A 26,198-nucleotide genomic window follows, 5' to 3' on the forward strand; every position below is an offset into this window, starting at 1 on the left:
CCGCCCCTTGGCGGCGTATATAGTGAGGGTGTTCCCGCCCTTGCAAGACAGGCGAGCCGATTAAGAAGCGGGGATTGTGGGGTTTTGGGCTGCACCGGCGCTTTCCGCAGCGACTGTGTCCTTGCGGCCCTTGCGTGGAATTGCGCCTGCCTTCATGCAGGAAGGCCGTTCCGTTTGCGCATGGACACCATGAGCCGATCGACGCGCATCGCCCCTATGCTGGTGGCTATCTCGGCCGCGATGACGGCGCTCGCGCAGGCGCAGCCCCTGCAATTGCCGGGCGCACAGCCATTCAATGCTCCCGGCACGCAGCAGGGTGCTCCCTCTGCGCCCGGCGCGCCGGCAGCACCGCGACCACCGAGCATGCCCGCGATCAAGATCCCGACCGAGGAGGCAATCCTCGGAAAGATCCTTCACCGCAACGGCCATCACGGCGAAGCGACCTTCACGAAAACCGCCAACGGCTTCGGGATGAGGCTCGGCCTCGACGGCTTCCAGCCAGTCAATCTGGTCGAGCCCTGCTCCGTTTCCTTCGGCGACGCGCCCGTCCCGGTCACGGCGCTGGGACGGCCGGCCGGCGTGCCCCGCTACCGGCTGGAGGCGCCGATCTGCCCGATCGTCTTCGACGTCCTCGACGGCGCCGTCCTCGTCGTGGAGCCCACCGAACCTTGCGTCGTCGAGGCGGCCCAGTGCCGGATCGATCCGCGTGGCCTGTGGGGGCCGGACGCCCGAACGATCGCCGCGCAGGCAAGGGAGATCGAGCGGGCGCGCGGCACCGCCGAGCGCGCCGTCCGCGAGGGGTACCGGACCCTGACGGCCAAGTCTGACGCCGTCGAGCAGCGCTCGATCGCCCGCGAGCAGGCGGGTTTCTCCTCCGAGCGCGAAACCATCTGCCGCGATTTCCAGCGCGAGGGTCAGATGGGCTTCTGCGCGGCCCGGATCACGGAAGCCCGGGCCGCCGCGCTGCGCGTCCGGCTCGGCCTCAGCACCGAGCCCAAGCCCGCCCCCAAGCCGAAGCCGCGCCCGGCAACGCCGAAGCCGGCACCGCTGTCGCTCGCCCCGACGCAGTAGAAGGTCGGCCTGGCCCCTTCCGGCGGCGCCGGGTTCGTCCCCTATTAGGGCTCCATTCACCAATTTTTCCGGCTCTCCTTCCGGCCCCCAGAAGGCAGCGCGCTTCTTTACGATTGCTGCGTGAGTGACCGCGTACCAAGCCCGGGCACACCGCTTTGGGGGATAGAATGCGTCTTATGAATTGGGGTTTCGCGAGAAAAGGCCTGTCGGCCCTGCTCGCCGGCCTGCTCGCCAGCGCCGCGCCGGCTCAGGCCTGCACGAATATTCTGATGATCGCGGCCGACGGCACGCCGGTTTACGGCCGCACGCTCGAATACGCGCTCCAGACACCGTCCGACGTCGTCGTCGTCCCGCGGAACTACGCCTTCGTCGGCACCCGCCCCGCCAACATGCCGGCTCCCAAGTGGAACACGCGCTATGCATTCGTCGGCGTGATGAGCTTCGGCCAGCCTTTCGTCTCCGACGGCATGAACGAGAAGGGACTCGCTGGCGGCGCCCTGTATTTCCCGGATTTCGTGGGCTACACGCCCGTGGCGCAAGCCGACCCGAACACCGCGCTCGCGCCCTGGGAATTCCTGAGCTGGGTCCTGTCGAACTTCGCTACCGTCGCTGAGGTCAAGGAAGCGCTCAACAAGGCCGTGATCGTCGACCTTCCGGCGCCGATCGTGAATTTCACGCTGCCATTCCACTTCCCGATCCACGATGCGACGGGCGCCTCGATCGTGATCGAGCCGGTGGACGGCAAACTGAAGGTCTATGACAACCCGATGGGCGTTCTGACGAACTCCCCGACCTTCGACTGGCACCTCAACAACATCCGCAACTACGTCAAGATTTCGCCCGTCGCGGCCGATCCGCTGAAGATCGGCGGCAAGACCTTCGAGCCCTTCGGGCAAGGCTCCGGCCTGCTCGGCATTCCCGGCGACCCGACGCCGCCCTCGCGCTTCATCCGCGCGCTCGGCTACGTCGCCTCGGCGAAGCAGGCTCCCGACGGCCCCCAGACCGTTCGTCTCGTCGAGCACATCATGAACAATTTCGACATCCCGGTCGGCTTCATCAACTCGGCGGCGAAGGGCGGAGAGCTCGAATATACCCAGTGGACGTCGGTCGCGGATCTCAGGGCCAAGAAGTACTATATCAAAAGCTATCAGGATCAGGTCCTGCGCATGGTCGACCTGACCAGCTTCGACCTCGACGCCAAGGCACTTCAGGTCGCGCCGTTCAAGCCGAACCCGGTGCCTCCGGCTCTTCAGTTCGCGAAGCCGTAATGCCGAAGCTGCCCGCTCTCCCCTTCGAGAGCGGGCATTTTCTTCTCCGGGCCACCCAAGGACCGAGAGGACCAAGCCCGCATTCACGCGGGCTTCTTTTTTGCGTCAGGGAGAGGTCGTCAGCGGCAGCGAGACCGTGAGCAGGCCGACGGTTCCGCGCGCGCGGTTCTCGACGGCGAACTCGCGCAGAACCTTGATGCGGGTAGAGATCGGCGTCTTTCCAATGGTGAAATTATAGGCCAGCGTGCCGCCGAGCGCGGTCACGCGGCCCTTATAGGCACCGAGCTGCGCGCCCGCTCCGCTGTCACCGGTGACCTGCTGATAGTGATAGCCGATCACTCCGGCGGAAAGCGCGCTGGTCAACGCTTTCGAGGCGGCCCATTCCAGGTGGAACTCGGTGCCCGTCCGGTAGTCCGTGGCCGGATTGGTGCCGTTGAACGTCACCCCGGCGATGCCTGAGAGATCGATGCCGGTTTCCGGATCGAACCAGGTGAGGGCGCCGGACAGATCCGTGGCCCAGCGGTGAAAGGCAAGATTGGCCAGTTCCCCGTTGCGGTACTCGCCCGCAGGCGCGTTCACCATGACGGTCGCGTTCCAATGAAACTTGCCGGCATGCCAGCCGAGAATCGTCGAGAATACGGGATCGCCGACCATCGTGGCCTTGTCGCGCAAATTGGAGCCGACAAGGCGGTTCGTTTGCGGCGAATCGTATTCGACACCGGCCGCGACCCGGACGCGGCCGACAGGCAGAGTGGCCCCGAAGGCGAGATTGCCCCCGGCGAGTTCCCAGGGCGTCACCCACGTTCCGCTCAGGAAATCGGCCCGTGCCTGGCTCCGCACGCCGGCAACGAAGCGACCGCCGGAAGGCAATGACTTCCGGGCGTCGAGCTTGGCGTCGTAGCTGTAGGTGTCGCTCTCGAAATAGACCCCGGGAGGCGGCAGATAGCCAGCCATCGCGCCACGGCCGCCGAGCAGATAGAAGCCCGTGCCGTTCTCGGCCGCCCGGACATCCTCCGGCAACCCGACGCAGCCGGCGGCCAGACCAAGGGCCATCAGGGCGACAAGCCGAAAGGGCCTGTGCGATTGCCCGCAGGCTTCGTTACGCATCATGTTGTCTGTTGCCCCCCGGCGCGGCCGTCGCCAGCCGGGCGAATCAGCCATGCGACCCTAGGATGCCTGCGGGCGGCGGTGAATCCCGGCTACATCATGTCTTTCATGTGTGACATTCGCGCCATACGTGCTTGCAGCATTCCGGCATCGAGGCCAGCGACCGCATCGATCAGTTCGACTGCGAAGCTGCCGGGGCCATGGCAACGCTCGGCTGCGATTTCGCCCGCGATGCCGTAGGCCGTCAGCGCCGCAGCCGCTGCAATCACGGGATCGGGCTCGACCGCGAGGCAGGCAGCCACCAGCGCGCTCGAAGCGCAGCCCAGTCCGGTCACCCGGCTCATCAGCGGATGCCCGAAGGCCACGGAGAGCTTGCCGGAAGGACCGTCGATCGCGTCGACAGCCCCTGTCGTCGCGCGCGTGACGCCGGGGGAGCGCTCCAGCAGCCAGGCCAAGGCCGCCATCTCGGCGGCGTTGCCACGCACGACGACGCCCGGCAGCCGCAAAACGTCCTCGGCCAGCCCCAGCCGCAGGGGCGACAGCTCGACGAAGACCGGGTCGAGCACCAGCGGAATGCCGCGTTCGCGCGCCACAGCGACGAGCTTCGGGATCGCGCGCTCGCCCTCAGGGCTGATCGTGCCGAGATTGATCAGGATCGCGCTTGCCCCGACCGCGACCGCCGCAACCTCCTCGGGATGACCAGCCATCGAGGGCACGGCCCCGAAGGCGAGCAGCATGTTGGCGGTGACGTTCTGCGCTACGGTATTGGTCAGGCAATGGATGCGCGGGCGGCGCTCGGACACCCGCGCGAGGATCGACGCGACCTTGGCCGCGTCGAGGCTGTCGTTCATGCCGCTCATTCGGCCGCAGGTAGATAGATGCTGCCACCCTTGTCGAGGAATTCCTTCGATTTGGCAGCCATCCCCTCAGCAGCCATGGCCTCGAGACTTGCCCTCTCATTGTCGCTCATCGCGAGAACCTCGGCGCGCAGGTCCTGCGTGATCTTCATCGAGCAGAATTTCGGCCCGCACATCGAGCAGAAATGCGCGACCTTGTGGGCATCCTTCGGCAGCGTCTCGTCGTGGAACTCGCGCGCCGTGTCGGGGTCGAGCGCCAGGTTGAACTGGTCCTCCCAGCGGAAGTCGAAGCGGGCGCGGGAGACCGCGTCGTCCCTGATCTTCGCCGCCGGGTGGCCCTTGGCGAGATCGGCGGCATGGGCGGCGATGCGGTAGGTGATGACGCCGGTCTTGACGTCGTCCCGGTTCGGGAGACCCAGATGCTCCTTCGGCGTGACGTAGCAGAGCATGGCGCAGCCATACCAGCCGATCATCGCCGCGCCGATGCCAGAGGTGATGTGGTCATAACCCGGCGCGATGTCGGTGGTCAGCGGTCCGAGCGTGTAGAAGGGCGCCTCGCCGCATTCGCGCAGCTGCTTGTCCATGTTCTCCTTGATCTTGTGCATCGGCACATGGCCGGGGCCCTCGATCATGACCTGGCAGCCCTTCTTCCAGGCGACCTGGGTCAGCTCGCCCAGCGTCTCCAGCTCAGCGAACTGGGCGCGGTCGTTGGCGTCGGCGATCGAGCCCGGACGCAGGCCGTCACCGAGCGAGAACGAGACGTCGTATTTGCGCATGATGTCGCAGATCTCGTCGAAGCGCTCGTAGAGGAAGCTCTCCCTGTGATGCGCCAGGCACCAGCGCGCCATGATCGAGCCGCCGCGCGAGACGATGCCGGTCACACGACTGGCCGTCAGCGGGACGTAAGGCAGGCGAACGCCGGCATGGATGGTGAAGTAGTCGACGCCCTGCTCCGCCTGCTCGATGAGGGTGTCCTTGAACACCTCCCAGTCGAGCTTGATAGGATCGCCGCCGACCTTCTCCAACGCCTGATAGATCGGCACCGTGCCGATCGGCACCGGCGAATTTCTGAGTATCCAGGAGCGGATGTTGTGGATGTTGCGGCCGGTGGAGAGGTCCATCACCGTGTCGGCGCCCCAGCGGATCGCCCAGACGAGCTTCTCGACCTCCTCGGCTGCGCCTGAGGTCACGGCAGAATTGCCGATATTGGCGTTGATCTTGACCAGGAAGTTGCGGCCGATCGCCATCGGCTCCAGCTCGGGGTGGTTGATGTTGGCCGGGATAATGGCCCGGCCGCGCGCAATCTCCTCGCGGACGAATTCGGGCGTGACGAATTCCGGAACGACGGCGCCTAAGCTCTCGCCGTCGGCATGGCGCTCCCTGGCGCCTTCCATCATGGCGGCGCGGCCAAGATTCTCGCGATGTGCGACATAGATCATCTCGGGCGTGATGATGCCGGCCTTGGCGAATTCGTATTGCGTCGCCATCTGGCCGGGCTTCGCCTCGAGGATCGGGCGCTCGGCCGGGCAGGCCGGCACGAGCTGCGCTTCGCTGATATGGCCGTTGTCGGCGGCGGTGACGGCGCGGCCGGGCACGGTCTGGAAGCCGCGGGCATCGAGCCAGGCGCGGCGCGGCTGCGTCAGGCCGGCATTCAGGTCGATCCTGGCGTCGGTCTCGGTATAGGGGCCGGAGGGATCGTAGATGCGCACCGGCGGCTCGGCATCCGTCGTCAGCACGACCTCGCGGAAGGGCACGCGCATTTCGGGATGCTCGGGCGCGGCGACATAGATTTTGCGCGAGCCGATGATCGGGCCGGTCGTCACGCTTTGCGGCGCGGTCTTGACGCTGTTCTTCTGGGGTTTTGCGTGGGCATTCATGAGGATCTCCTCCTTGCGACAGGTCAGGAGATCCGGGTTTGAAAGCGGTACAGTCGCTGTCTGCGGACAAGGCTCGGCCCTGTGCACGCGTTCCAGTCCCTCCGCCGGTATGACCCGGATCAGGTTCGACGGGTTCGGCTTCGGAAGCCATCTCAGCCCTTGCGGGCACCCCTCGGAACAGAGGCGAGGTTAGGCGCAGAGAAGTCGCTTGGCAACGGCCTCAGCGACAAACGATCGAAGCTGGGGAAAGGAGATCAGGCGGTGCGGTCGACGAGACCGCCCTGACCGGCCGGGAGCGTCGCCTTGGCTGCATCAGCGCTCTGCTGGAGCATGGTGACGAGGCTTTGGTCAGCCTGCGCGTTCTGCTTGAGCATCTCGACCGACAGCGCCTGCTGCGTCGAGGCGGCCTGCATCGTGACGATGCTGCGGGAAACGGAGGCTGCGTCGCTCATGCCGGCGACGCTAATGCGCCCGCCTTGCCAAATCCTGAACGACCTTCAGGGCCTGATGATCGACGGCACCGAGCGCGGCATCGGCGGGTCGCGACTCGGCTGCGGCGGACCAGCCTGCGCCCTGTCATAGCGCTGCTCACGCCTGTCGGCGCGAGGCCGCATACCGCGTTCCCCTGCCGGCGGCCGCACGGCCTCATCCGCACGCGGCGCCACCGGCACACCTGGAGCAGGCTGTTTCTCGGCAGGGGGAACATTCTGAGCCCATGTCGGAAACGGCGCGAACGAACCGGCAAGCACCAGACCTGCCATCGCCAGAGCGGACATCTTCATGGCTGCATCTCCCATCAGCGACTCCTCCGGAAGAGAAACCGCTGTGGACGTGCGGGGTTCCCCGCACGCCGCGGCGCACGGGGCCGCCCGTTGAGCAGCCCCGCCCGAGGATCAGCGGTTCTGGCCGGTCAGCAGTGGCGTGATGCGCCGCAACGTCACGCGCCGGTTTTCGCGGGATGCCCCTTGCGTCTGCACCTTCAGATACTGCTCGCCATAGCCCTGGGTGGTCAGGTTTTCCGGCGGGATCTGGAAGTCGCGCGTCAGGATCTCCCCGACCGACTGGGCCCTGCGATCCGAGAGCGAGAGATTGTCGACATCGGCACCAACCGCGTCGGTGTGGCCCTCGACGAGGAAGACCTCGTTCGGCGAGCCTTGCAGCACGCGCCGGATCGAATCCGCAATCACTGCGAGGCGCTGCGCCTGGTCGGGCGTGACCTGCCAGGAGCCGGTCTCGAAGTTGATCGTGTCGATATCGACGCTGCGCATGCGGGCGCGCAGATCCGGCGAATAGCGGACCTCGTCCAGCGTGTAACGGCGCGGGATCGCGGCGATCGGCGGCGCCATGATCGTCTCGTAGATCAACGCCTCGTCGGCCTGGTCGGCATCGACGATATAGCGCTCGCGCGGGATCGGCAGCGGCGGCGGCGGCAGCACGACGATATCGTCGGCGAAGCGCCCCGGGCGATCGCGCAAGGTATTGTCGATGATCACCACCTCGCGGTCGTCGCGATCGATGCGGGTGCGGCGGATCAGCCGGCCCTCCTCGTCGGTGACGGTGACGATGCGCGTGCCGTCAGGCCGCTCGAAGACGGTCCGCATCTCGCCGTCGCGGCGCTCGGAACGGCCTTGCCAGCCGAGATCGCGAAAGCGCTGGTCCTCATCGCGGCGGATGATGGCCCGGCCGTCATCGTCGCGAATGATGGTGCGGCCGGGCTCGCGGATGACGGTAACGTCACCCTCGCGACGCTCTTCGCGCCGCGCCCGAATGTCGTCGAAGCGCTGCGCTCCCTGAACGGCCATGATGCCGCCGATCGCGCCCACGCCGAGACCAATCGCACCCGCCACGCCCGGCGAGATGCCGCCGCGACGGCCTTCGCGCTGCGGCGGCTGGCTGGGGAAGGCCCCGCCGGACGGCGGCTGCGCCGGAGCCGCGCCGGGCTGGGCCGGTGCGACACCGGGTTGCGCCGGGGGCGGGGCGCCAGGAGCGGCTGCCGGAGGCCCGCCCGGAGCGGGGCGTGCAGGCTGAGCGGGCGCCAGTCCCGCGGGCGGCGTGCCCGGGGGCGAGGTCGGAGACGCGGCGCCGGGTTGGGTCGGAGCCGGAGCGATCGGAGCCGTGGCCGGAGGTATTGCCGGGCGCAACGGCTGTGCCGGAACTGCGCCGGCCGGTGGAGTCGGAGCTGTAACGCTCGGCTGCGCGGGAGCGGCGCCCGGCTGCGGCGCTGCGCCCAGCGGGCGCTGGGACGGAGCCGCAGACGGCGGAACAGCCGGCCCCCCGCGCGGAACCGCGGAGGGCGGCGCGCCGGCGCCGGGCTGAGCGGGTGTGCCGGGAGCAGCGGAAGGCGGAGCTCCGGGCGGACGCGGCTGCCCTGCCGGAGCCGAGGGAACCGCACCTGACTGCGGAGCAGCCGCCGGAGGACGCGCTTGAGGCGGAGCAGCCGAAGGCGGAATGGCCGGGCCGCCGCGCGGCACGGCCGAAGGCGGCGCACCGGGCTGGGCCGGAGCGGATGGCGGAGCTGCTTGCGGGCGCAGGCCGGGTTGCACGCCGGGCGCGGCAGCCGGCGGTGCAGGCGGCTGAGGCGCTGCGCGCGGCGGTGTCGGCAAAGTGGGTTCCGCGGGCGGACGTGGCGGCGTCGGCCGGGCCGCGGGCGGCTGCTGAGGTATAGGCGCCATGTTCGGGGCGGGGCGCGGAGCGGGAGGCGCCTCACGCTGCGGCATTGGCGGGCGCTCGGGCTGCGGACGCGCAGCAGGCGGCTCGGCACGCGGTTGCGGCGCGGGCATCGCGGGAGGCTGCGGCCGCGGAACAGCCGGGCCGGGCTGCATCTGCGGCGGGCGCGGAGCCTGGGGGGAGCCCGGCGCGACGGGCCGCTCGGGACCGCGCTGGCCCGGCTGCCCACCCGGCGGACGGTGCTGCTCCTGTGGCCGCTGGCGTGGTCCCCGTCCCGGCTCCTCGTCGCCGGCTGCGGGGGCCTGGGCCAGCCGGTATCCGGCTTCGGCAAAGGCTTGCCCGGCCTGCGAAATGACGAGGGCCGGCAGGACGGTCCCGACCAGCAACCAGCGTTTCGTGCGCATTGCAATTCCCGTTGTTCGTTTCAACGCGCGGGTATCAGGCCGGTCAGGGCCTGAACCCGCGATGAAGCGAAAACGGCAGGAATCGGGCAGCGGTTCCCATCGGACGGGTCAGAGCCCGGCTTCGGCCTTCACATAGGCTGCGATCTCGGCATGGGTCGCGAACCAGCAATCGCCCTTGGCCTTGGCAAGCCGGACCAGCTCTTCGAGGATCCAGAAGCGCGAGCGGTAGGTGATGACATGGGGATGCATGGTCAGCAGGAAGAGGCCGCCTTCGGCATAAGCTCCCTCGAACTCGCGGCGGAAGATGTCGAAGACCGCCTCCGGCGGTGTGTAGGGCCGCAGTGCCTGGAAGCGGTTCATGCTGAGATAGGCCGCGTCGTCGCGAATCCATTCGACCGGCAGCTCGACCATGCCGGTCGCCTCGCCCTTCTCGACGATCTCGTAAGGATCGTCATCGGCGAAGAGCGAGGAATCGTAGAGCAGCCCGAGTTCGCGCTCGACGGCGAGCGTCACCTCGGAGAAATCCCAGGACGGGGTGCGCATGCCGACCGGGCGGATGCCGGTGATCTTCTCCAGCGTATCGGCCGAGCGCAGATGCAGTTCACGCTCATCGGCCGGCGGGACGGCCGTGTTGACCTCATGGATCCAGCCGTGAAGGCCGACCTCGTGCCCCTCGCCGACGATCCGGCGCTGCTCGTCGGGATAGAGCAGTGCTGTCACAGCCGGTACGAAGAAGCTCGCCTTGATGTCTTCCTTCTCGAGGAGATTCAGGATGCGCGGGATGCCGACGCGATTGCCGTACTGGCCCCAGGACAAGCGCCCGACCGATTTGCCGCCGTCTCTCAGCTCATTGGTCTCATGGTCGACGTCGAAGGAGAGCGCGATCGCGCAGCGGGCACCGTTCTTCCACTTGGCCGGCTTCAGGTTGCGGCCGGCGCGCACCTGCTCGACCTTGCCGCGCCAGATCTCTTCCGGCCATTGCCAGGGCAAGAGTTCCACGAGTTCGGCGTCGCTCATCGGCTGTCTCCTCAGATCGTCGCAGCGCCCGGCAACACCGGCACGGCGGCGAGCAGTCGCTTGGTGTAGTCGTGCTGCGGATGGTCGTAGACCTCGCCGGCCGGGCCGCTCTCGACGATACGGCCGCGATACATGATCGCGACGCGGTCGCAGAGATGGCGGACGACCGAGAGGTCGTGCGAGATGAAGATCAGCGTCAGGTCGAGTTCCTGCCGCAGCCGGATCAGCAGGTTGATGATCTGCGCCTGGATGGAGACGTCGAGCGAAGCGACCGGCTCGTCGCAGACCACGACATCGGGCTGCATCGCGAGCGCCCGCGCTATGGCGACGCGCTGGCGCTGGCCGCCCGAGAACTGATGCGGATAGCGGGCAGCAAAGGCGGGATCGAGCCCGACCGCCGCCAGCCATTGCCGGACATAGTCCTTCGCCTCGCCGCTCTTGATGAGCGCATGCGCCAGCGGCCCTTCGGCGATGCTGTCGCCCACGGTCATGCGCGGATTGAGCGAAGCGAAGGGATCCTGGAAGATCGTCTGGACGCGGGTCGTGAGCTTGCGGGGCCGTTCGCCGGCGCTCATCGCCGGCGCGCCGTCGATGCGGACGAGGCCATGGTCCGGCGCGTAGATGCCGGCCGCCACGCGTCCCAGCGTCGACTTGCCGGAGCCGGATTCGCCGACAAGGCCGAGCGCCTCACCACGCTTCAGCACCAGCGTGACGTCGTCGACAGCCTGCACGGCGGCCGGCGCCTTCGACAGACCGGCCTTCTGGGCGAGTTTGCGGAACAGACCGGGCGTCCCTGCGAAGCGCTTGGCGACGTGTTCGATGCGGACGTAATGCGCCGCATCGGCAGCTACCGGTTCGGCCTGCCTGACCACGCGCGGCGGCGGAGCAACGTCTGAGCCTACGCCACCGGCGAGCAGTGTGCCGGGTTCGGCGCGCGAAGGCAGCGCGTCGAGCAGGGACTGCGTGTACGGGTGCTTCGGATGGGTCAGCACCGAGAGCGTCGGCCCGGCCTCGACGATCTTGCCATGGCGCATGACGCAGACATGGTCGGCGAGCTCGGCGACGACGGCGAGATCATGGCTGATCCAGATCAGCGCCGTGCCGAGTTCGGCGACCAGTTCCTTCATCTCGGCGAGGATCTCGGCCTGCACGGACACGTCGAGCGCGGTGGTCGGCTCGTCACAGATGATCAGCTTGGGACGATGCAGCAGAGCGATTGCGATGGCGACGCGCTGGCGCATGCCGCCGGAGAACTGGTGCGGGTAGAAATCGACCTTGCCCTCGGGGTCGGGAATGCGGACCTGCGCCAATGCCGCGACGGCGCGCCGGCGCGCCTCGGCGCCCGAGACCGTCTCATGCGCTTCCAGAGCCAAGCGGATTTGCGTCCCGATGGTCAGCATCGGGTTCAGCGTCATCATCGGGTCCTGGAAGACCATCGAGATCTGCTTGCCGCGGATCTTGCGCAAGTCGGAGGCAGGCAAACCGACGAGTTCGCGGCCCTCGAGCTTCACCGATGAGCCGGGCTCGACGCGGCCGGGCGGGTCGATCAGCCCGATGATCGAGAAGCCGGTGATGCTCTTACCCGAGCCGGACTCGCCGACGAGGCCCATCACTTCGCCGCGCTTCAGCGCGAAGGAAACGCCGTCGACCGCCTTCACCAAGCCGGCACGCGTGTGGAAATGGGTGGCGAGATTCGTGACTTCGAGGAGAGGGGTCTCGGTCATCGGCGTTGACCCCCGCCGTCATGCTCGCCCTCGTGGCGAGCATCCACGTCTTGAACACAGTCCTCAAAGAACAAAGACGTGGATGGTCGGGACAAGCCCGACCATGACGGGTATGGCGTGCCCCGCGCGCTCATCGCTTGAGCCTCGGATTGACCTGATCGCGGACGCGGTCCCCAACAAGATTGATGGCGACGATCAGGATGATCAGGGCGAGGCCGGGATAGATCGAGATCCAGTAGCGGCCCGAGAGCATGTACTGGAAGCCGTTCGCGATCAGCATGCCCAGCGAAGGCTCGGTGACGGGCAGGCCGACACCGAGAAAGGACAGCGTCGCCTCCAGCGCGATGGCGTTCGCCACCTGCACGGTCGCAACGACGATCAGAGGCGGCAGGCAGTTCGGGAAGATGTGGCGCAGCACCACGCGCCAGCCGGGCAGCGGCGTCGACAGCACCGCCTCGACATAGTCCTTGCCGCGCTCGGCCGAGGCCGCGCCATGGGCGGTACGGGCGAAATAGGCGTATTGCGCGGCGGCGAGCGCGGCGATGAGCTGGAGCTTGCCCTGCCCCAGCAAGGCGGAAAGCACGAGCGCGAGCAGAATCGCCGGGAAGGCGAGTTGCAGGTCGATGACGCGCATGATGAAGGCTTCCCAGCGCCCCCCGGCATAGGCGGCGCCGATGCCGAGCGAGACGCCGAGCGCGAAGGCCAGCGCGCCCGCCACCAGCCCCATCTGCAAGGAGATGCGCAGGCCATAGAGGATAGCCGAGAACAGGTCGCGCCCCTGCGCATCTGTGCCGAGCCAATGCGTATAGCCGCCCTCGCCGACATATCCCGGCGGGCGGCGCGCATCGGAGAGCGAGAGATTGGCGAGGTCGTAGGGGTCCTGCGGCGCGACGAGCGGCGCCAGCAGCGCGATGCCGATCATCAGCACGACCACGGCGAGCGCCACGACCGCGGTCCTGCTTTCGCGGAACTCGGCCCAGAAACGGGCGGCGGGAGAAGCGTCCTTCATCGGGCGCCTCCCTTCCTGAGGCGCGGATCAAGCCCGACATAGGCGAGGTCGACGAGGAAGTTGATGGTGATGAAGACGAAGGCGACGAGCATGAGATAGGCGACCATCACCGGCCGGTCGAGCGACTGGATGGAGTCGATGATCAGCTTGCCGATGCCGGGCCAGGAGAAGATCGTCTCTGTGACCACGGCGAAGGCGAGCGTCGAGCCGAATTCCAGGCCGAAGACGGTGACCAGAGGGATCGAGATCAGCCGCAGCACATGCCGGCGCAGCACGGTCCATTCCGAGAGGCCGGCAGCGCGGGCGAACTTCACCGTATCCGACAGCATGGCCTCGCGCGTCCCGGCCCGGGCCAGACGCGTCATCAGGGCGAGCTTGAAAAAGGCGAGGTTCAGCGCGGGCAACAGGAGATGCGTGAGCCCGTCCAGAGTCAGGAAGCTCCATCCGACACCGAAGACGGAAACGGTCTCGCCGCGCCCGCCAGCCGGCAGCCATTGCAGTTCGACGGCGAAGGCCATGATCAGCACGAGGCCGATCCAGAAGGTCGGGACGGAGAAGCCGAGGATCGAGACCGTCATGATGAGCTTGGAGGCGATGCCATCCGGCCTGTAGCCTGCATAGATGCCGGCGGGGATGCCGACCAGAGCAGCGCCGCAGACGGCAGCCAGCGTCAGCTCAAGCGTCGCGGGCAGCCGCGACAGAATGAGCTGCATCACCGGCATGCCGAAGACGAAGGAGCGGCCGAAATCGCCGTGCAGAACGCGGCCGAGGAAGGTGAGGTACTGCTCCCAGAGCGGCCGGTCGAGCCCGTAATGCGCAATGGTCTGGAGCCGGAGTTCCTGGCTGACATCGGGGCCGATCAGCACGTCGATCGGGTTGCCGATCGCATAGACGCCGACGAAGACCAGCACCGACATGACGAGCATGACGACGAGCGCCTGCAGCAGACGGAGGGCGACATGCCCTAGCATGCGGCCGGCCTCCGAGATGGCGTCACGGCCAGTTCTCCACCATCGCCGCGCGGGTCTCCTCGACACCCACTTGCCAGACCTTCAGCATCTCGTCGTCAGGCCGCTGATAGAGGCCGTGGAAATTGCCATCTCCAATGATCTCGCGCCGCCTCACGGGGCTCGCCGCCTGGTACTGCGCCGTATTGAAGGGCGGCTTCGGCGTATCGGGCATCGTCACGCCCGCAAGCCGCGTCCAGGGGAAGTTCTCCATCCAGGAGGCGTGCGAGGCGGCGGGGTCGATGGCCTTTACCGCGGCCTGGAATAACGGCGCCGCCCACCAATTGTGCAGCCGGATGCTCGCATCCGGATGGCGGCCCAGCCATTCGGTCGCGAAATTCAGCGCCGGCGAATTGCCGCCATGACCGTTGACCAGCACGATCCGGCGGAAGCCCGAGCGATAGAAGCCATCGAAGATGTCGCCCAGCAGCGCCGTGTAGGTGTCGAGCTTGAGCGAAATGCTGCCCGGAAAATCGAGGAAGCCCGGCGTCATGCCATAGGCCAGCACCGGGAAGACGGGGATGCCGAGCGGCGCGGCCGCCTCCTTCGCCACCCGCTCGGAAAGGATCACGTCGGTGGCAAGGCTCAGATAGGCGTGCTGCTCGACGCTGCCGAGCGGCAGGACGCAGCGGTCGTCCCGCTTCGCCTGGGCTTCGATCTGCATCCAGTTCATCTCTGCGACCAGCACGGCGCGTTCCTTGCTTTGCTTCCGCAGGCAGTAGACAGTTCGCCCAGCCACCCGCCAAAACCATCCTTGACTCTGGCATTCCGGAGCGTCAAGTTCCATTTGGAACTAAATTGGCAGGGAACCCTCGCATGCGGCGCTCGCCAACCTCTCTTTCGCCCGTCGATCCGGAACGGGAGGCCGCGCTGGCGACGCTCGATCCGCTCACCGTCACGAAGCTCTGGGACAATCCCTGCTGGCTGTCATTTCGGCTGAACTTCCTCGCCTTCCGCTTCAACGATCCGGTCTATCGCTGGATCGAGACCCGCTACGGCCTGGTGCGGCCCGAATTCGTCGCGCTCTATGCCGTGGGGTTGCGGGAGGGAGTCGCCGCCAAGAACATCGTCGCCTCGTCAGGCCTGCCGAAGAACACGCTGTCACGCGCCGTGCAGAAGCTGCTGCAGAGGCGGCTGCTCAAGCGCGAGACCGATCCCGGCGACCTGCGCAGCTATGTGCTGCATCTGACGACGGCAGGCCGCAAGATCTATGACGAAACCATGCCGCTGATGCTGCGGCACCAAAACACCATGCTCTCCCGCCTCAACGAGGACGAGCAGCATCAGCTCTGCGTGCTGCTCGACAAGCTCGTCATCGCTTCGCCCGTCTGGCCCAACGAACTCGAAAACGAGGGGAACTTATCATCATGAAACCGGCCCGCACCTTCCGCATAGCGGCCTTTGCCAGCCTGCTCGCCGCTGCCGTCTCGACCGGCGCGCTGGCCCAGACCCTGACGATCGGCGTGCGCGCCGGGCCTGAATCGATCGACCCCCATTTCACCGCCACCGGCACCCATGCCGAGGCGCTGAAGCACGTCTTCGACACGCTGACCTGGTCCGGCGACAAACTGCAGATCGAGCCGCGGCTGGCGCTGAGCTGGAAGACGCTCGAGCCGACCGTCTGGGAGTTCAAGCTGCGCCCTGGCGTGAAATTCCATGACGGCTCGGACTTCACCGCCGAAGATGTGAAGTTCTCGATCGAACGCATCCCGGTCGTCGCCGGCCCCAACCCGACGACGATCTATGTCCGGCGCGTCAAGGAGGTGAAGATCATCGACCCGCTGACGGTGCATATCGTTACGGACGGGCCGGCCCCGAACCTGCCGAACGACTTCATTCGCCTGTTCATCGTCTCGCACAAGGCAGCTGCCGGCCTGAACAAGGACAACGCCAACGAGGCCTTCAACTCCGGCAAGGCAGCTGTTGGCACCGGCCCCTACAAGTTCGTTTCCTGGACGCCGAAAGACCAGATGGTGCTGGATCGCTTCGATGGCTATTGGGGCCCGAAGGAGCCCTGGGCCAAGGTCGTGCGCAAGGAATTGCCGAACGATGCCGCCCGCGTCGCGCAGCTTAAAGCCGGCCAGGCCGACATCATCGTACGCGCGCCGGCCTCCGACGTGCCGACGCTGAAGCGCGACGCCAAACTCAACGTCGCCACGGTCGAGAGCGTCTATCTGTTCAACATGGAGCTCGACATGCGGGACAAGACCCCGCAGGTCACCGCCAAGGACGGCTCGGCCCTGCCGAAGAACCCGCTGCAGGACGTCCGCGTGCGCGAGGCGATCGATCTCGCGATCGATCGGCCGGCGCTGGCGGAGATCGCGATGGAGGGCCTCGGCGCCCCGGCCAACCAGCTGGTGACGCCGACCATCGCCGGCTTCAACAAGAGCCTGCCGGCGCTCAAGCCCGACACCGCCAAGGCCAAGAAGCTGATGGAGGAGGCCGGCTATCCCAACGGCTTCAAGATCAGCTTCTCCTTCACCAATGACCGCCTGCCCGGCGATCGGCAGGTCGGCACCTCGATCGCGCAGATGCTGGCGCGCATCGGCATCGACGTGAACGCCAACGCCCAGCCGGGCGCCGTGTTCTTCCCCGCCCGCCTGCGCGGCGACTTCTCGATGTCGATGTCGGGCTGGGGCACGCTGACGGGCGAGGCCAACTACACCCTGTCCTCACTGGTGCATTCGAACGACCCGGCCAAGAAGCTCGGCGCCTTCAACGTCCAGAACTACGCGAATCCCCAGGTCGACAAGCTGATCGAAGATGCTGCGGTGGAGATGGACGAGGCCAAGCGCAACCAGATGCTGGCCGATGTCGCGGCGATCGTCGCCAAGGACCGGCCGCGCCTGCCGATCACCGCCGTGGGCTCGGCCTGGGCGATGCAGAAGGACAAGGTGACGATCAGCCCGCGCGTCGACGAGGACACGCTGGCCATGGACATCAAGCCCGCCAAGAAGTAACGCCGCGGCCCTCAGGCGTCATGATCGGCCCGCCCGGCCATGACGCCGTTCGACCAGACCGCTTCAGTTACCTGACAGGAAATCGACATGACCCTCGCGCTTGCCATCCATGGCGGCTGCGGCACGTTGCCCAAGGCCGAGATGACCGAGGCCGAATGGGCGCAGGCCCGCGCCGACCTCGCCGCCGCGCTGAGGGCCGGCTGGACGATCCTGACCAAGGGTGGCAAGGCGGTGGATGCCGTCGAGGCCGCCGTGCGGGTGATGGAGGATTCGCCGCATTTCAACGCCGGCCATGGCGCGGCCTTCAACACCGATGGCGAGCACGAGCTCGATGCCTCGATCATGGATGGATCGACACTGGCGGCCGGCGCGATCTGCGCAGCCCAGCGCATCCGCAACCCGATTACCGCCGCTAAGGCGCTGATGCTGCGCGGCGACCCGCTGCTGCTCGCGGGCCCGGCCGCCGACGCTTTCGCCGAGAATGAGGGGGTCGACACCGTCGACAACGAGCATTTCTCGACCGAGCGTCGGCGCAAAAGCCTGGCCTCGATGAAGATCCGGGAGATCGTCGGCACCGCCGCCGAGGCGAGCGAGGCCGAGAAGCACGGCACGGTCGGCGCCGTCGCCTGCGACGTGCAGGGCCATCTCGCCGCCGCGACCTCGACCGGCGGCTACACCAACAAACCGGCCGGCCGCGTCGGCGACACCCCGATCATCGGCGCCGGCACCTATGCCCGCGACGGGCGCTGCGCCGTCTCCGGCACCGGCAAGGGCGAGTATTTCATCCGCTACTGCGTCGGCCATGAGATCGCATCGCTGATCGCCTATAAGGGCCTTTCGCTGGAGGCCGCGACGCAGGCCGTCATGGCGGAGCTCTCCGAGCACAAGATTGGGGCCGGGCTCGTGGCAGTCGGCGCGGATGGCACGGTCGTCGCTCCCTTCAACACCGACGGCATGTATCGCGGCTGGGTGACGGCCGACGGCCTGCTTCATGTCGCCACCCACAGCAGCGTCGAGATGGCCGGCCAGGCGTGAGGCAGCACCGATGAGCGAGCCGATCCTGATCTGGGGTGCGGGAGCCATCGGCGGCACGCTCGGCGCCTATTGGGCGCGGGCGGGCGTGCCGGTTCTGCTGGTCGACATCGTCGCCGAGCATGTCGAGGCCTGCCGGACCCGCGGCCTCGCCATCTCGGGGCCGGTCGAGGAGTTCACACAGGTGATACCCGCCGCGACACCTGCTGAGCTCAGCGGCCGCTATAGCCGCATCGTGCTCGCCGTGAAGGCGGGCGCGACCGAAGCGGCGCTCGCGGCGCTCAAGCCACATCTGGCCGAGGACGGCTTCGTGCTCTCCGCCCAGAACGGGCTCAACGAACTCGCCATCGCCAGGGCCGTCGGCGAACGGCGCACCATGGGCTCCTTCGTCAATTTCGGAGCCGACTGGCTCGGGCCGGGCGAGATTCTCTACGGCAACCACGGCGCGGTCGTGGTCGGTGAGCTCGACGGGTCGATCAGCGAACGTGCCGCCGAGATGCGTCGCCTGCTCGGGCTGTTCGAGCCCGATGCGATCCTGACCGACAATGTCTTCGGCTATCTCTGGGGTAAGCTCGCCTATGGCGCGATGCTGTTCGCGACGGCGCTCACCGACGATTCTATGTCGGCGAATTTCGCCGATCCCACCCGCTTGCCGGTCTGGCTCGCGCTCGGCCGCGAGGTCGGTGCGGTCGCAGCCAAGCGCGGCGTGATCTCGCTAGGCTTCGGGGAGTTCGACCCGATGGTCTTCGCCCCGGGCCGGCCGGAGGGCCCGCAGATCGAGGCCATCCGCTGGCTCGCCCACTACACCGCGCAGACGGCCAAGACCCATTCCGGCATCTGGCGTGACCTTGCCGTGCGCAAGCGCAGGACCGAGGTCGATCCGCAGATCGGCATCATCGCGACTGTTGGCCGCGAGGTCGGCGTGGCGACGCCCGCGCTGGAAACGCTGGTCGCGCTGATCCACGACATCGAGGAAGGCCGCCGCCCGATGGCCTTCGAAACGCTGAAAGTGCTGATCGACCGATGCAGATCCGCTTCGACGGCCGCGTAGCCCTCGTCACCGGCGCGGCCCAGGGCATCGGGCGTGCTATCGCTGCCGTGCTCGCCCAAGCCGGAGCCTGCGTCCACATCGCCGACATCGACGCAGGCGGCGTGCTGGCGGCTGCTCGGGAGATCGGCGCGACCGGGCATGGGGTCGATCTCGGCTCGCCCGAGGCCGCGCAGGCGCTGGTCCGCGACATCGTCGCGACGGAAGGCCGGCTCGAACTCCTTGTCCATGCCGCCGGCGGCGTGCGCGGACAGGTCGGCCGCGCGATCGAGGAGATTTCGGAGGAAGACTGGCGGGTGATCTTCGCCGCCAATGTCGATGCCGCCTTCTTCCTCGCGCAGGCGGCGGCGCCGGCGATGAAGCAGGGAGGCTACGGCCGGATCGTCACCATCTCATCGGGCGCTGGCCAGCGGCCGAGCCTCACCGGCATCCAGGCCTATGCCAGCGCCAAGCACGCGCTGGTGGGGCTGACGAAGCAACTCGCCTGGGAATTCGGCCCGCATGGCGTCACGGTAAACTCGGTCGCGCCGGGCTTCGTGCGCTCGAACCCCGCGACCGAGCGGCAATGGCAGAGCTATGGGCCGGAAGGGCAGAAGCGCCTCGTCGAGAGCATCCACACAAGGCGCCTCGGCACGCCGCAGGACATTGCCAACGCCACGCTGTTCTTCCTGAGCGAACAGGCCGGCTGGATCACCGGCCAAATCCTCTCGGTGGATGGCGGGCGGTCCTAGGCCTTCAGCCGTCATTCTCGGGCGACCGAAGGTCGACCCGAGAATCTCGTTCCGAAAAAGTGCATCGGGCAGGAGATGCTCGGGCCCAGCCCGAGCATGACGAGCGTTTGTGGCGTCAGCCGCAGTTCGCTTTGTCGGCGGGCTGCTCGGCGCCGACCATCCAGCTGGTGCCGAACCGATCGACCAGCATGCCGAAGCGCGGCGACCAGAAGGTCTCGGCCATCGGCATGGTGATCTTGGCGCCGCCTTCGGAGAGCCCCGCGAAGATGCGCTCGGCCTCCTCGGGGGTCTTCACGCCGACGCTGACGAAGACCGAACGCATCGGTCCGTCCGAGCGATCGGGCGGCGCATCGGACGCCATCAGCATCTGCCCGTCGACCTCGAGGCAAGCATGCATGATCTTGTCGTGCCACTCGGGTGCGATATGCGCTTCGGCCGGCGTGCCCTTGTGGTCCATCATGGCCAGCATCTTGCCGCCCAGTACCTTCTCGTAATGGGTGAAGGCCTCGCGGCAATTGCCCTCGAACATCAGATAGGTCGAGAGTTTCATCGTCTTTCCTCCTCGCTATGTTGAAACGTTCAGGCGATGCGGCGGTAGTGAGTCGCCATGAACTCGGTCCACTGGCCGTCGGCGCCGAGAGCGCGCGAGGTCAGCGTACGGTGATCGGGCGACAGGAAGGTGATGATATCCTGATACTTGGCCGTGGAGCCGTCGCCCGCCATGCTCGGCCCTTCGGTATCGAGGACCAGCGACTTGTCGTCGGCCGAAAGCGCGCCGTAATAGCGCCAGATCATCGTCATCATCGAGGCGACGAAGGTGCCGACGAAGCGGCCCCTGGCCGGGTCGAAGCCGAGCGTCATCAGGCTGGTGACCGGCGTGCCGTCCGGACAGGTGCCTTCGCCTTCGCCGAGCGTCCAGAGCCCGCCGAGGGAGCGGACGGTCTCCGCGCCCGTCGATGTCGTGGGCGGCTGGCCCGGCCCCATCGAGCACGTCATCTCCGCGGTCCACGCGCCGACGAGCTGATGAAGCCACTCATGTTCCTTCTGCGGTTCACCCATCATGCGCATGATCCTCAATGATTGCCGTCGGCCAGCTGATCGCGGTTGCCGAGGGCGGCTCAGGCGGGGCGCTCGGCCGCCGTCTTCATCGCCGTCAGGCCGGATTCGAAATCGCCGCCGACCATGCGATCCATGTCCATGAAGACGTGCATGATCTTGCCGACGAACGGGGTCGGACCGATCATGGTCCAGGTCACGAGCGTCGCCGGACCTTGCGGCGTCAGCGTGAAGGCCACGTCGTTATGGGCCTCGAACGGCCTGACGAAATCGAGCTTGAGCGCGACCCGGCTCGGCGTGTTGGCTTCCATGATGCGCATGCTGCCTTCGCCGACGTTCTTATCGCCTGCCCAGGCATAGGTCGCGCCGACGCCGGTCTCGGGGCCGCCATAGCTGCGCTTCATCGCCGGGTCCTTCTTCTCCCAGGGCGACCAGGCGCCCCAGGCCTTGAAATCGGCGATCAGCGGGTAGACCCGCTCGGGTGGCGCATTGATCGTGGCGGTGCGGGTCACCTGAAAGGTGTCGGGCTTGCGGGCGGCGAGGATCAGCACGACGGCGATCCCGACCACGACGATGCTGAGCAGGCTGAGAAGAACGGTCTTGAGCATGGTAGTCACCTGCAAAAAGGCTGAGGGGAATGGTCGAGCGTCACACGCTCGTTTCATCGGGTGGTTTCGCCCTGATCTCACGCAGAACCTCGTCCAACCGGCCCAGGCTTTGGTCCCAGAAACGGCTGTAGTGTTCCAGCCATTCCGAGACGTCCTGCAAGGGCCCGGGGTCGAGCCGGCAGGGTCGCCACTGGGCTTCCCGCCCCCGCGTGATCAGCCCCGCGCGCTCCAGCACCTTCAGGTGCTTCGAGACCGCGGGGAGGCTCATCGCGAAGGGCTCGGCCAGTTCCTTCACCGAACTCTCGCCTTGCGACAGCCTGGCCAGAATGGCGCGGCGCGTCGGATCGGCGAGGGCGGCAAAAGTCAGGCTGAGCGGGTCCGTCGACATCATATGAAACCGATCAGTTAATTAACTGATCGGTTTTGTAATGCTGCCCTTCCCACCTGTCAACCGCCTTCAGAAGCAGATTGTCGTAGGCCACCGCCGGTTGTTGTCAGGAGCAAGGACACGCAAACAAGGCTCTTCGTCCTGGCGCATTTTCTTCACGCGCACCGGTGTCCACTTCGCTCGAAAATGCTCTAGAACCGACATACGAGGAGGACGGACCCGCTCATGAGCTTCGAGACCGCAGCGACACCCGAAGCCGCCATCGACCGGCTCGAGCAGCTCTATGACGAAGCCCGCTCGGCGTTGCGCGGCGACCTGCAGCACTTCTTCGATACCGGAAAGGCCCCGACCACGGAGGATCGGGAGCGCTACCGCTACCCCATGCTGCGGGTGACCTACGAACCGTCGAAGCTCCCGGAGGCCACGCGGCGCGGTTATGCCAAGTTCGCTGCACCCGGCATCTATTCGACGACGGTAACGCAGCCCGCCGAATTCCGGGCCTATCTGCTGGATCAGCTCAAGCCGCTCGTCGCCGAATACGGCGCGACGATCGAGACCGGCATCAGCACGCAGGAAATCCCCTACCCCTATGCGCTCGAAGGCGGCGACGAGCTCGGACGCGGGAAGACCACGCCCGCCGAACTCGCACGGCATTTCCCGACTCCGCTGCTGGCGCTGGTCGGCGACGAGATCGCCGACGGGACCTACGAGCTGATCGAAGGCGAGCCGCGTCCGCTCTCCCTGTTCGACGCGGTGAGGGTCGATTATTCACTGCGGCGCCTCGTGCACTACACCGGCACGGACTGGCGGGCGGTGCAGCCCTGGGTTCTGCTGACGAACTATCACCGCTATGTCGACCAGTTCGTGCGGCTTGGGCTGGCCGAGATCGAAGCCGGAACGGCCGAGGCGCTGGTCGCGCCGGGCGGCATCCGCATCGGGCGCGACGGCCTCGACGTCTCGGCGGCGGAACGGGTGATGTCGGCGCCCTGGCACCGCTTCCAGATGCCCGCCTACCACCTGATCCGGAAGACCGGCGAGGGTGTGACGCTGGTCAATATCGGCGTCGGCCCGTCCAATGCGAAGAACATCACCGACCATCTGGCGGTGCTCAGGCCGAATTGCTGGCTGATGGTCGGCCATTGCGGGGGCCTGCGCCAGACCCAGATCATCGGCGACTACGTCCTCGCCCACGCCTATCTCAGGCAGGACCACATTCTCGACGAGCTGGTGCCCCCTGAAGTTCCGATCCCGGCGCTGGCGGAGGTGCAGGTCGCATTGCAGCAGGCCGCCGCCGAGATCACCGGCGAGAAGGGCGACCGGCTGAAGCAGCGGCTGCGCACCGGGACCGTGGTGACCCAGGACGACCGCAACTGGGAGTTGCAATGGACCAAGGAACGGCGGCGCATCAACCTGTCGCGCGCCATCGCGGTCGACATGGAATCCGGCACCATCGCCGCGCAAGGCTATCGGCTCCGCGTGCCCTACGGCACGCTGCTCTGCGTGTCCGACAAACCGCTCCATGGCGAGATCAAGCTGCCGGGCGCCGCCAACGCCTTCTATGAGCGCGCCGTCGGCGAGCATCTGCGGATCGGGCTCGCTGCGCTGGAGAAGCTGAAGGAGGCAGGCTCCGCCATCCATTCGCGCAAGCTGCGCAGCTTCGACGAGCCGCCGTTCCGGTAAGCGAGGGGAGAAGCGGCGTCATGCTCGGGCTTGACCAGAGCATCTCGTGACGGAAAAGCGCCCTCTCCTCCGAGAGATTCTCGGATCGACGCGAGGCTTCGCCCGAGAATGACGGTTCAGCGCCTGCCTCAGCCGAACACGCCGTAGGCGACCAGCGCTGCGATCACCCAGAGCGCGGCGGTGCCCCAGCGATTGCGCTGCGCCTCGGCACGCCCGATCGCCTCGACGCTGCGCTCGTCGAGCGCAAAGCCGTTGCGCGAGGCGTCCTCCAACTGGCCGAGCACGCGCTCTGCACGAACGATCGTGTCCGGGAGCGCGGCAAGCGAACCGAGCAGCGAGCGGGCGCCGCGGCCGGCCTCCTCCAGCTTGCCGATCGGCCCGAGATGATGGGTGATCCAGCTGCGGACGACCGGATCGGCCGTGCCCCACATGTCGAGATGCGGGTCGAGCGAGCGCGCCACGCCCTCGACCACCACCATGGTCTTCTGCAGCATGACGAGCTCGGTGCGGGTCGCCATGTCGAACATGCCGGTGATCTCGAAGAGCAGGGTCAGCACCTTGGCCATCGAAATCTGGTCGGCGCGCTTGTCGTGGATCGGCTCGCCGACGGCGCGGATCGCCTGAGCGAAGTCCTCGACATCGTGATGGGCCGGGACATAGCCTGCCTCGAAATGCACCTCCGCCACGCGGCGGTAATCGCGGGTGATGAAACCGAGCAGGATCTCGGCAAGGAAGCGCCGCTCCTTCAGGCCCAGCCGGCCCATGATGCCGCCATCGACTGCGACGAGCCGCCCTTCCGCATCGACGAAGAGGTTTCCGGGGTGCATGTCGGCGTGGAAGAAGCCGTCGCGGATCGCATGCTTCAGGAAGGACTGGATGATCGTGCGCGCGAGTTCCGGCAGATCGTGGCCGGCAGCGCGCAGGGCCTCGATGTCGGAGAGCCTGATCGCCTCGATCCATTCGTCGACCAGCATCTCGCGGGCGGTGAGCTGCCAGTCCGGCTCCGGCACGCGAAAATCGGCGTCTTCCTTGGTATTCTCCGCGAATTCGGAGAGGGCGGCCGCTTCCAGCCGCAAATCCATTTCCATCGCGACCGAGCGCGCCAGCGTCTCGACGACCCCGGTAAAGCGCAGGCGCCGCGCCTCGGCCGAGCGCCGCTCGGCCTGCTCGGCGCCGAAGCGCATCGCGGCGAGGTCGCGGTTGAATCGGTCGCGGATGCCGGGGCGCAGGATCTTGACCGCGACCTCTCGCCCGTCCTTCAGCCGGGCGCGATGGACCTGTGCGATTGAGGCGGCAGCGACCGGTTCGCTGAATTCCGGGAACAGCGTCTGCAACGGGACGCCATGCGCGGCCTCGACGATGGCGCGCGCCTCCGCCATCGGGAAGGCTGGCATCCGGTCCTGCAGGGCAGACAAGTCCTCTGCGATCTTCATGCCGACGACATCAGGCCGCGTCGCCAGGAACTGCCCGAACTTGACATAGGACGGGCCGAGCCGTGTCAGGGCCGCAGCGAGCCGCGTCGCCGAGGAACCGGCGCCCCGCCGCTCGATCAGTCGGCCGAGGCGGATGAGACCACGTGCCAGGGGCGGCAGCACGGAAGGATCGACCAGGGAGAGCGCGCCCTCGCGCGCCAAGACGAAGCCGACGCGCGCGCCGCGCAACATGTGGAAGAAGGAGGAGATCATGCGGGAAGAGCCTCAACCGTCATGGTTGCCGCAGTCCCACTCGCAGCCCTCATCCTGAGGAGCGCCGCAGGCGCGTCTCGAAGGATGCTCCAGGAGGTACCGGAGCCGGCTGGACCATCCTTCGAGACGCGCTCCTGCCGAGCGCTCCTCAGGATGAGGGCTGCGGCTATAATAGGGTTTCTAATCACAGCTTCCAGCCGGAATGCAGCGCGACGACCCCGCCGGTCATGGGCGTGAACTTGGCCCGACGGAAGCCGGCATCCTCGATCATCCCCGCGAAGGCCTGCGGCTTCGGGAATTTGCGGATCGATTCGACGAGATACTGATAGGGCTCAGCTTCGCCGGTGACCATGCGGCCCATGGGCGGAATGACCTTGAAGGAATAGGTCTCGTAGATCTTGTCGAGCAGGGGCACGTCGACATGGCTGAATTCGAGGCACAGGAAACGCCCGCCGCGCTTCAGCACGCGATAGGCCTCGGCCAGCGCCTTGTCGATGCGCGGCACGTTGCGGATGCCGAAGGCGATCGTATAGCAGTCGAAATGGTTATCCGGCAGGCCGAGCGCCTCGGCATTGCCCTGGACGAAGCGGACGCGATCATCCTCCGGAAAGCGCTTGTCGGCCCGCTCGCGCCCGACACGCAGCATATCGGCGTTGATGTCGAGCACGGTGACGTCGGTCTGCGGCCCGCCAGCCTCGAGCACCGCAAAGGCAACGTCGCCAGTGCCGCCGGCCACGTCGAGATGGTGGAAAGGCCGGTCCTTGGCCGGGTTGATCGCGGTCAGCAGCGCGCTCTTCCAGGCGCGGTGCAAGCCGCCCGACATCAAATCATTCATCAGGTCGTAACGATTGGCGACCTTGTGGAAGACGTCGTCGACCTTGGCCTGCTTCTCGGCGAGCTTCACCGTCTCGAAGCCGAAATGAGTGGTGTCGGAGGCTGCTGTCACGTTTGGGCGGACCTTTTGCGGGCGGACCTTGTATTCGGCTGAGGCGATGAATAGCC

At 67.1% G+C, this 26,198-nt stretch carries 24 protein-coding genes and 1 riboswitch; of the genes, 8 read left to right on the top strand and 16 right to left on the bottom strand.

All coding sequences use genetic code 11. The features are described 5' to 3' along the window. Positions 1-189: 189 nt before the first annotated feature. Positions 190-1,071 (top strand): hypothetical protein, encoded by an 882-nt coding sequence (locus tag AB4Z16_RS03045; protein ID WP_441509834.1) that lies wholly within the window; start codon positions 190-192, stop codon positions 1,069-1,071. Positions 1,072-1,247: 176 nt separating this feature from the next. Next, positions 1,248-2,339, top strand: coding sequence for a linear amide C-N hydrolase (locus AB4Z16_RS03050; RefSeq protein WP_441509835.1), 1,092 nt, complete (start codon positions 1,248-1,250; stop codon positions 2,337-2,339). Between the two features lie 105 nt (positions 2,340-2,444). On the opposite strand, the gene AB4Z16_RS03055 is transcribed toward AB4Z16_RS03050, so the two are convergent. The 10 genes from AB4Z16_RS03055 to AB4Z16_RS03100 all read right to left on the bottom strand — a co-directional run bounded on the left by AB4Z16_RS03055 (position 2,445) and on the right by AB4Z16_RS03100 (position 14,747). Continuing rightward, positions 2,445-3,392 (bottom strand): SphA family protein, encoded by a 948-nt coding sequence (locus AB4Z16_RS03055; RefSeq protein ID WP_441509836.1) that lies wholly within the window; start codon positions 3,390-3,392, stop codon positions 2,445-2,447. A 146-nt stretch (positions 3,393-3,538) separates the two neighbouring features. Beyond that, entirely contained in the window at positions 3,539-4,297 is a 759-nt protein-coding gene (locus AB4Z16_RS03060) for a hydroxyethylthiazole kinase (protein WP_441509837.1), read from the bottom strand. A gap of 5 nt (positions 4,298-4,302) precedes the next feature. Continuing rightward, entirely contained in the window at positions 4,303-6,180 is a 1,878-nt protein-coding gene (thiC, locus tag AB4Z16_RS03065) for a phosphomethylpyrimidine synthase ThiC (RefSeq protein WP_441509838.1), read from the bottom strand. Positions 6,181-6,258: 78 nt separating this feature from the next. Then, positions 6,259-6,363: riboswitch (TPP riboswitch) on the bottom strand. 71 nt (positions 6,364-6,434) lie between these two features. Beyond that, positions 6,435-6,632, bottom strand: a complete 198-nt coding sequence (locus AB4Z16_RS03070) for a hypothetical protein (RefSeq protein ID WP_441509839.1) — start codon at positions 6,630-6,632, stop codon at positions 6,435-6,437. 441 nt (positions 6,633-7,073) lie between these two features. Then, entirely contained in the window at positions 7,074-8,027 is a 954-nt protein-coding gene (locus AB4Z16_RS03075; RefSeq protein WP_441509840.1) for an OmpA family protein, read from the bottom strand. A gap of 1,332 nt (positions 8,028-9,359) precedes the next feature. After that, complete coding sequence (locus AB4Z16_RS03080) at positions 9,360-10,268, bottom strand: polysaccharide deacetylase family protein (RefSeq protein WP_441509841.1); 909 nt, start codon at positions 10,266-10,268, stop codon at positions 9,360-9,362. 11 nt (positions 10,269-10,279) lie between these two features. After that, a complete protein-coding gene (locus AB4Z16_RS03085; protein ID WP_441509842.1) occupies positions 10,280-11,992 on the bottom strand; it encodes a dipeptide ABC transporter ATP-binding protein in 1,713 nt (570 codons plus the stop codon). Positions 11,993-12,122: 130 nt separating this feature from the next. Then, the gene (locus AB4Z16_RS03090) at positions 12,123-13,001 is read right to left on the bottom strand and encodes an ABC transporter permease (protein WP_441509843.1); all 879 of its coding nucleotides are present in this window, start codon (positions 12,999-13,001) and stop codon (positions 12,123-12,125) included. After that, complete coding sequence (locus AB4Z16_RS03095) at positions 12,998-13,972, bottom strand: ABC transporter permease (protein WP_441509844.1); 975 nt, start codon at positions 13,970-13,972, stop codon at positions 12,998-13,000. The genes AB4Z16_RS03090 and AB4Z16_RS03095 overlap by 4 nt, the downstream gene beginning before the upstream one ends. Positions 13,973-13,994: 22 nt before the next feature. Continuing rightward, positions 13,995-14,747 carry a creatininase family protein gene (locus AB4Z16_RS03100; RefSeq protein ID WP_441509845.1) on the bottom strand — a complete coding sequence of 251 codons (753 nt, stop codon included), beginning with the start codon at positions 14,745-14,747 and terminating at the stop codon, positions 13,995-13,997. A gap of 77 nt (positions 14,748-14,824) precedes the next feature. Here AB4Z16_RS03100 and AB4Z16_RS03105 point away from each other — a divergent pair, with 77 nt between their 5' ends. The 5 genes from AB4Z16_RS03105 (at position 14,825) to AB4Z16_RS03125 (ending at position 19,779) form a co-directional block, all read left to right on the top strand. Next, a complete protein-coding gene (locus AB4Z16_RS03105) occupies positions 14,825-15,379 on the top strand; it encodes a MarR family winged helix-turn-helix transcriptional regulator (protein WP_441509846.1) in 555 nt (184 codons plus the stop codon). Beyond that, complete coding sequence (locus tag AB4Z16_RS03110) at positions 15,376-16,968, top strand: ABC transporter substrate-binding protein (RefSeq protein ID WP_441509847.1); 1,593 nt, start codon at positions 15,376-15,378, stop codon at positions 16,966-16,968. The genes AB4Z16_RS03105 and AB4Z16_RS03110 overlap by 4 nt, the downstream gene beginning before the upstream one ends. An 87-nt stretch (positions 16,969-17,055) precedes the next feature. Then, positions 17,056-18,003, top strand: a complete 948-nt coding sequence (locus AB4Z16_RS03115; RefSeq protein ID WP_441509848.1) for an isoaspartyl peptidase/L-asparaginase family protein — start codon at positions 17,056-17,058, stop codon at positions 18,001-18,003. 10 nt (positions 18,004-18,013) lie between these two features. Further along, complete coding sequence (locus AB4Z16_RS03120; RefSeq protein WP_441509849.1) at positions 18,014-19,051, top strand: ketopantoate reductase family protein; 1,038 nt, start codon at positions 18,014-18,016, stop codon at positions 19,049-19,051. Beyond that, entirely contained in the window at positions 19,024-19,779 is a 756-nt protein-coding gene (locus tag AB4Z16_RS03125; RefSeq protein ID WP_441509850.1) for an SDR family NAD(P)-dependent oxidoreductase, read from the top strand. The genes AB4Z16_RS03120 and AB4Z16_RS03125 overlap by 28 nt, the downstream gene beginning before the upstream one ends. Before the next feature lie 115 nt (positions 19,780-19,894). Here the strand turns inward: AB4Z16_RS03125 and AB4Z16_RS03130 are convergent, their stop codons facing one another. From AB4Z16_RS03130 to AB4Z16_RS03145, 4 genes are read right to left on the bottom strand one after another with little or no spacing between them, the layout of a single operon-like run. Further along, on the bottom strand, positions 19,895-20,329 hold the full coding sequence (locus tag AB4Z16_RS03130; RefSeq protein ID WP_441509851.1) for a VOC family protein: 435 nt from the start codon (positions 20,327-20,329) through the stop codon (positions 19,895-19,897). A 29-nt stretch (positions 20,330-20,358) separates the two neighbouring features. Next, positions 20,359-20,841 (bottom strand): DUF1579 domain-containing protein, encoded by a 483-nt coding sequence (locus AB4Z16_RS03135; protein WP_441509852.1) that lies wholly within the window; start codon positions 20,839-20,841, stop codon positions 20,359-20,361. Positions 20,842-20,897: 56 nt separating this feature from the next. After that, entirely contained in the window at positions 20,898-21,443 is a 546-nt protein-coding gene (locus AB4Z16_RS03140) for an SRPBCC family protein (protein ID WP_441509853.1), read from the bottom strand. Between the two features lie 40 nt (positions 21,444-21,483). Next, positions 21,484-21,831 carry an ArsR/SmtB family transcription factor gene (locus tag AB4Z16_RS03145; RefSeq protein WP_441510114.1) on the bottom strand — a complete coding sequence of 116 codons (348 nt, stop codon included), beginning with the start codon at positions 21,829-21,831 and terminating at the stop codon, positions 21,484-21,486. A gap of 225 nt (positions 21,832-22,056) precedes the next feature. Between AB4Z16_RS03145 and AB4Z16_RS03150 the strand changes: the two genes are divergently transcribed. Beyond that, positions 22,057-23,511 (top strand): AMP nucleosidase, encoded by a 1,455-nt coding sequence (locus tag AB4Z16_RS03150; protein ID WP_441509854.1) that lies wholly within the window; start codon positions 22,057-22,059, stop codon positions 23,509-23,511. A 128-nt stretch (positions 23,512-23,639) separates the two neighbouring features. On the opposite strand, the gene ubiB is transcribed toward AB4Z16_RS03150, so the two are convergent. Both ubiB and ubiE read right to left on the bottom strand, forming a co-directional pair. Next, the gene (gene ubiB / locus AB4Z16_RS03155) at positions 23,640-25,196 is read right to left on the bottom strand and encodes a 2-polyprenylphenol 6-hydroxylase (protein ID WP_441509855.1); all 1,557 of its coding nucleotides are present in this window, start codon (positions 25,194-25,196) and stop codon (positions 23,640-23,642) included. A gap of 184 nt (positions 25,197-25,380) precedes the next feature. Further along, positions 25,381-26,142: a bifunctional demethylmenaquinone methyltransferase/2-methoxy-6-polyprenyl-1,4-benzoquinol methylase UbiE gene (gene ubiE, locus AB4Z16_RS03160; RefSeq protein ID WP_441509856.1), complete on the bottom strand. Its 762-nt coding sequence runs from the start codon at positions 26,140-26,142 to the stop codon at positions 25,381-25,383. Positions 26,143-26,198 lie beyond the last annotated feature (56 nt).

Origin of the sequence: Allobosea sp. TAF32, from assembly GCF_052113585.1 — a bacterium.
GTDB lineage: Bacteria > Pseudomonadota > Alphaproteobacteria > Rhizobiales > Beijerinckiaceae > Allobosea.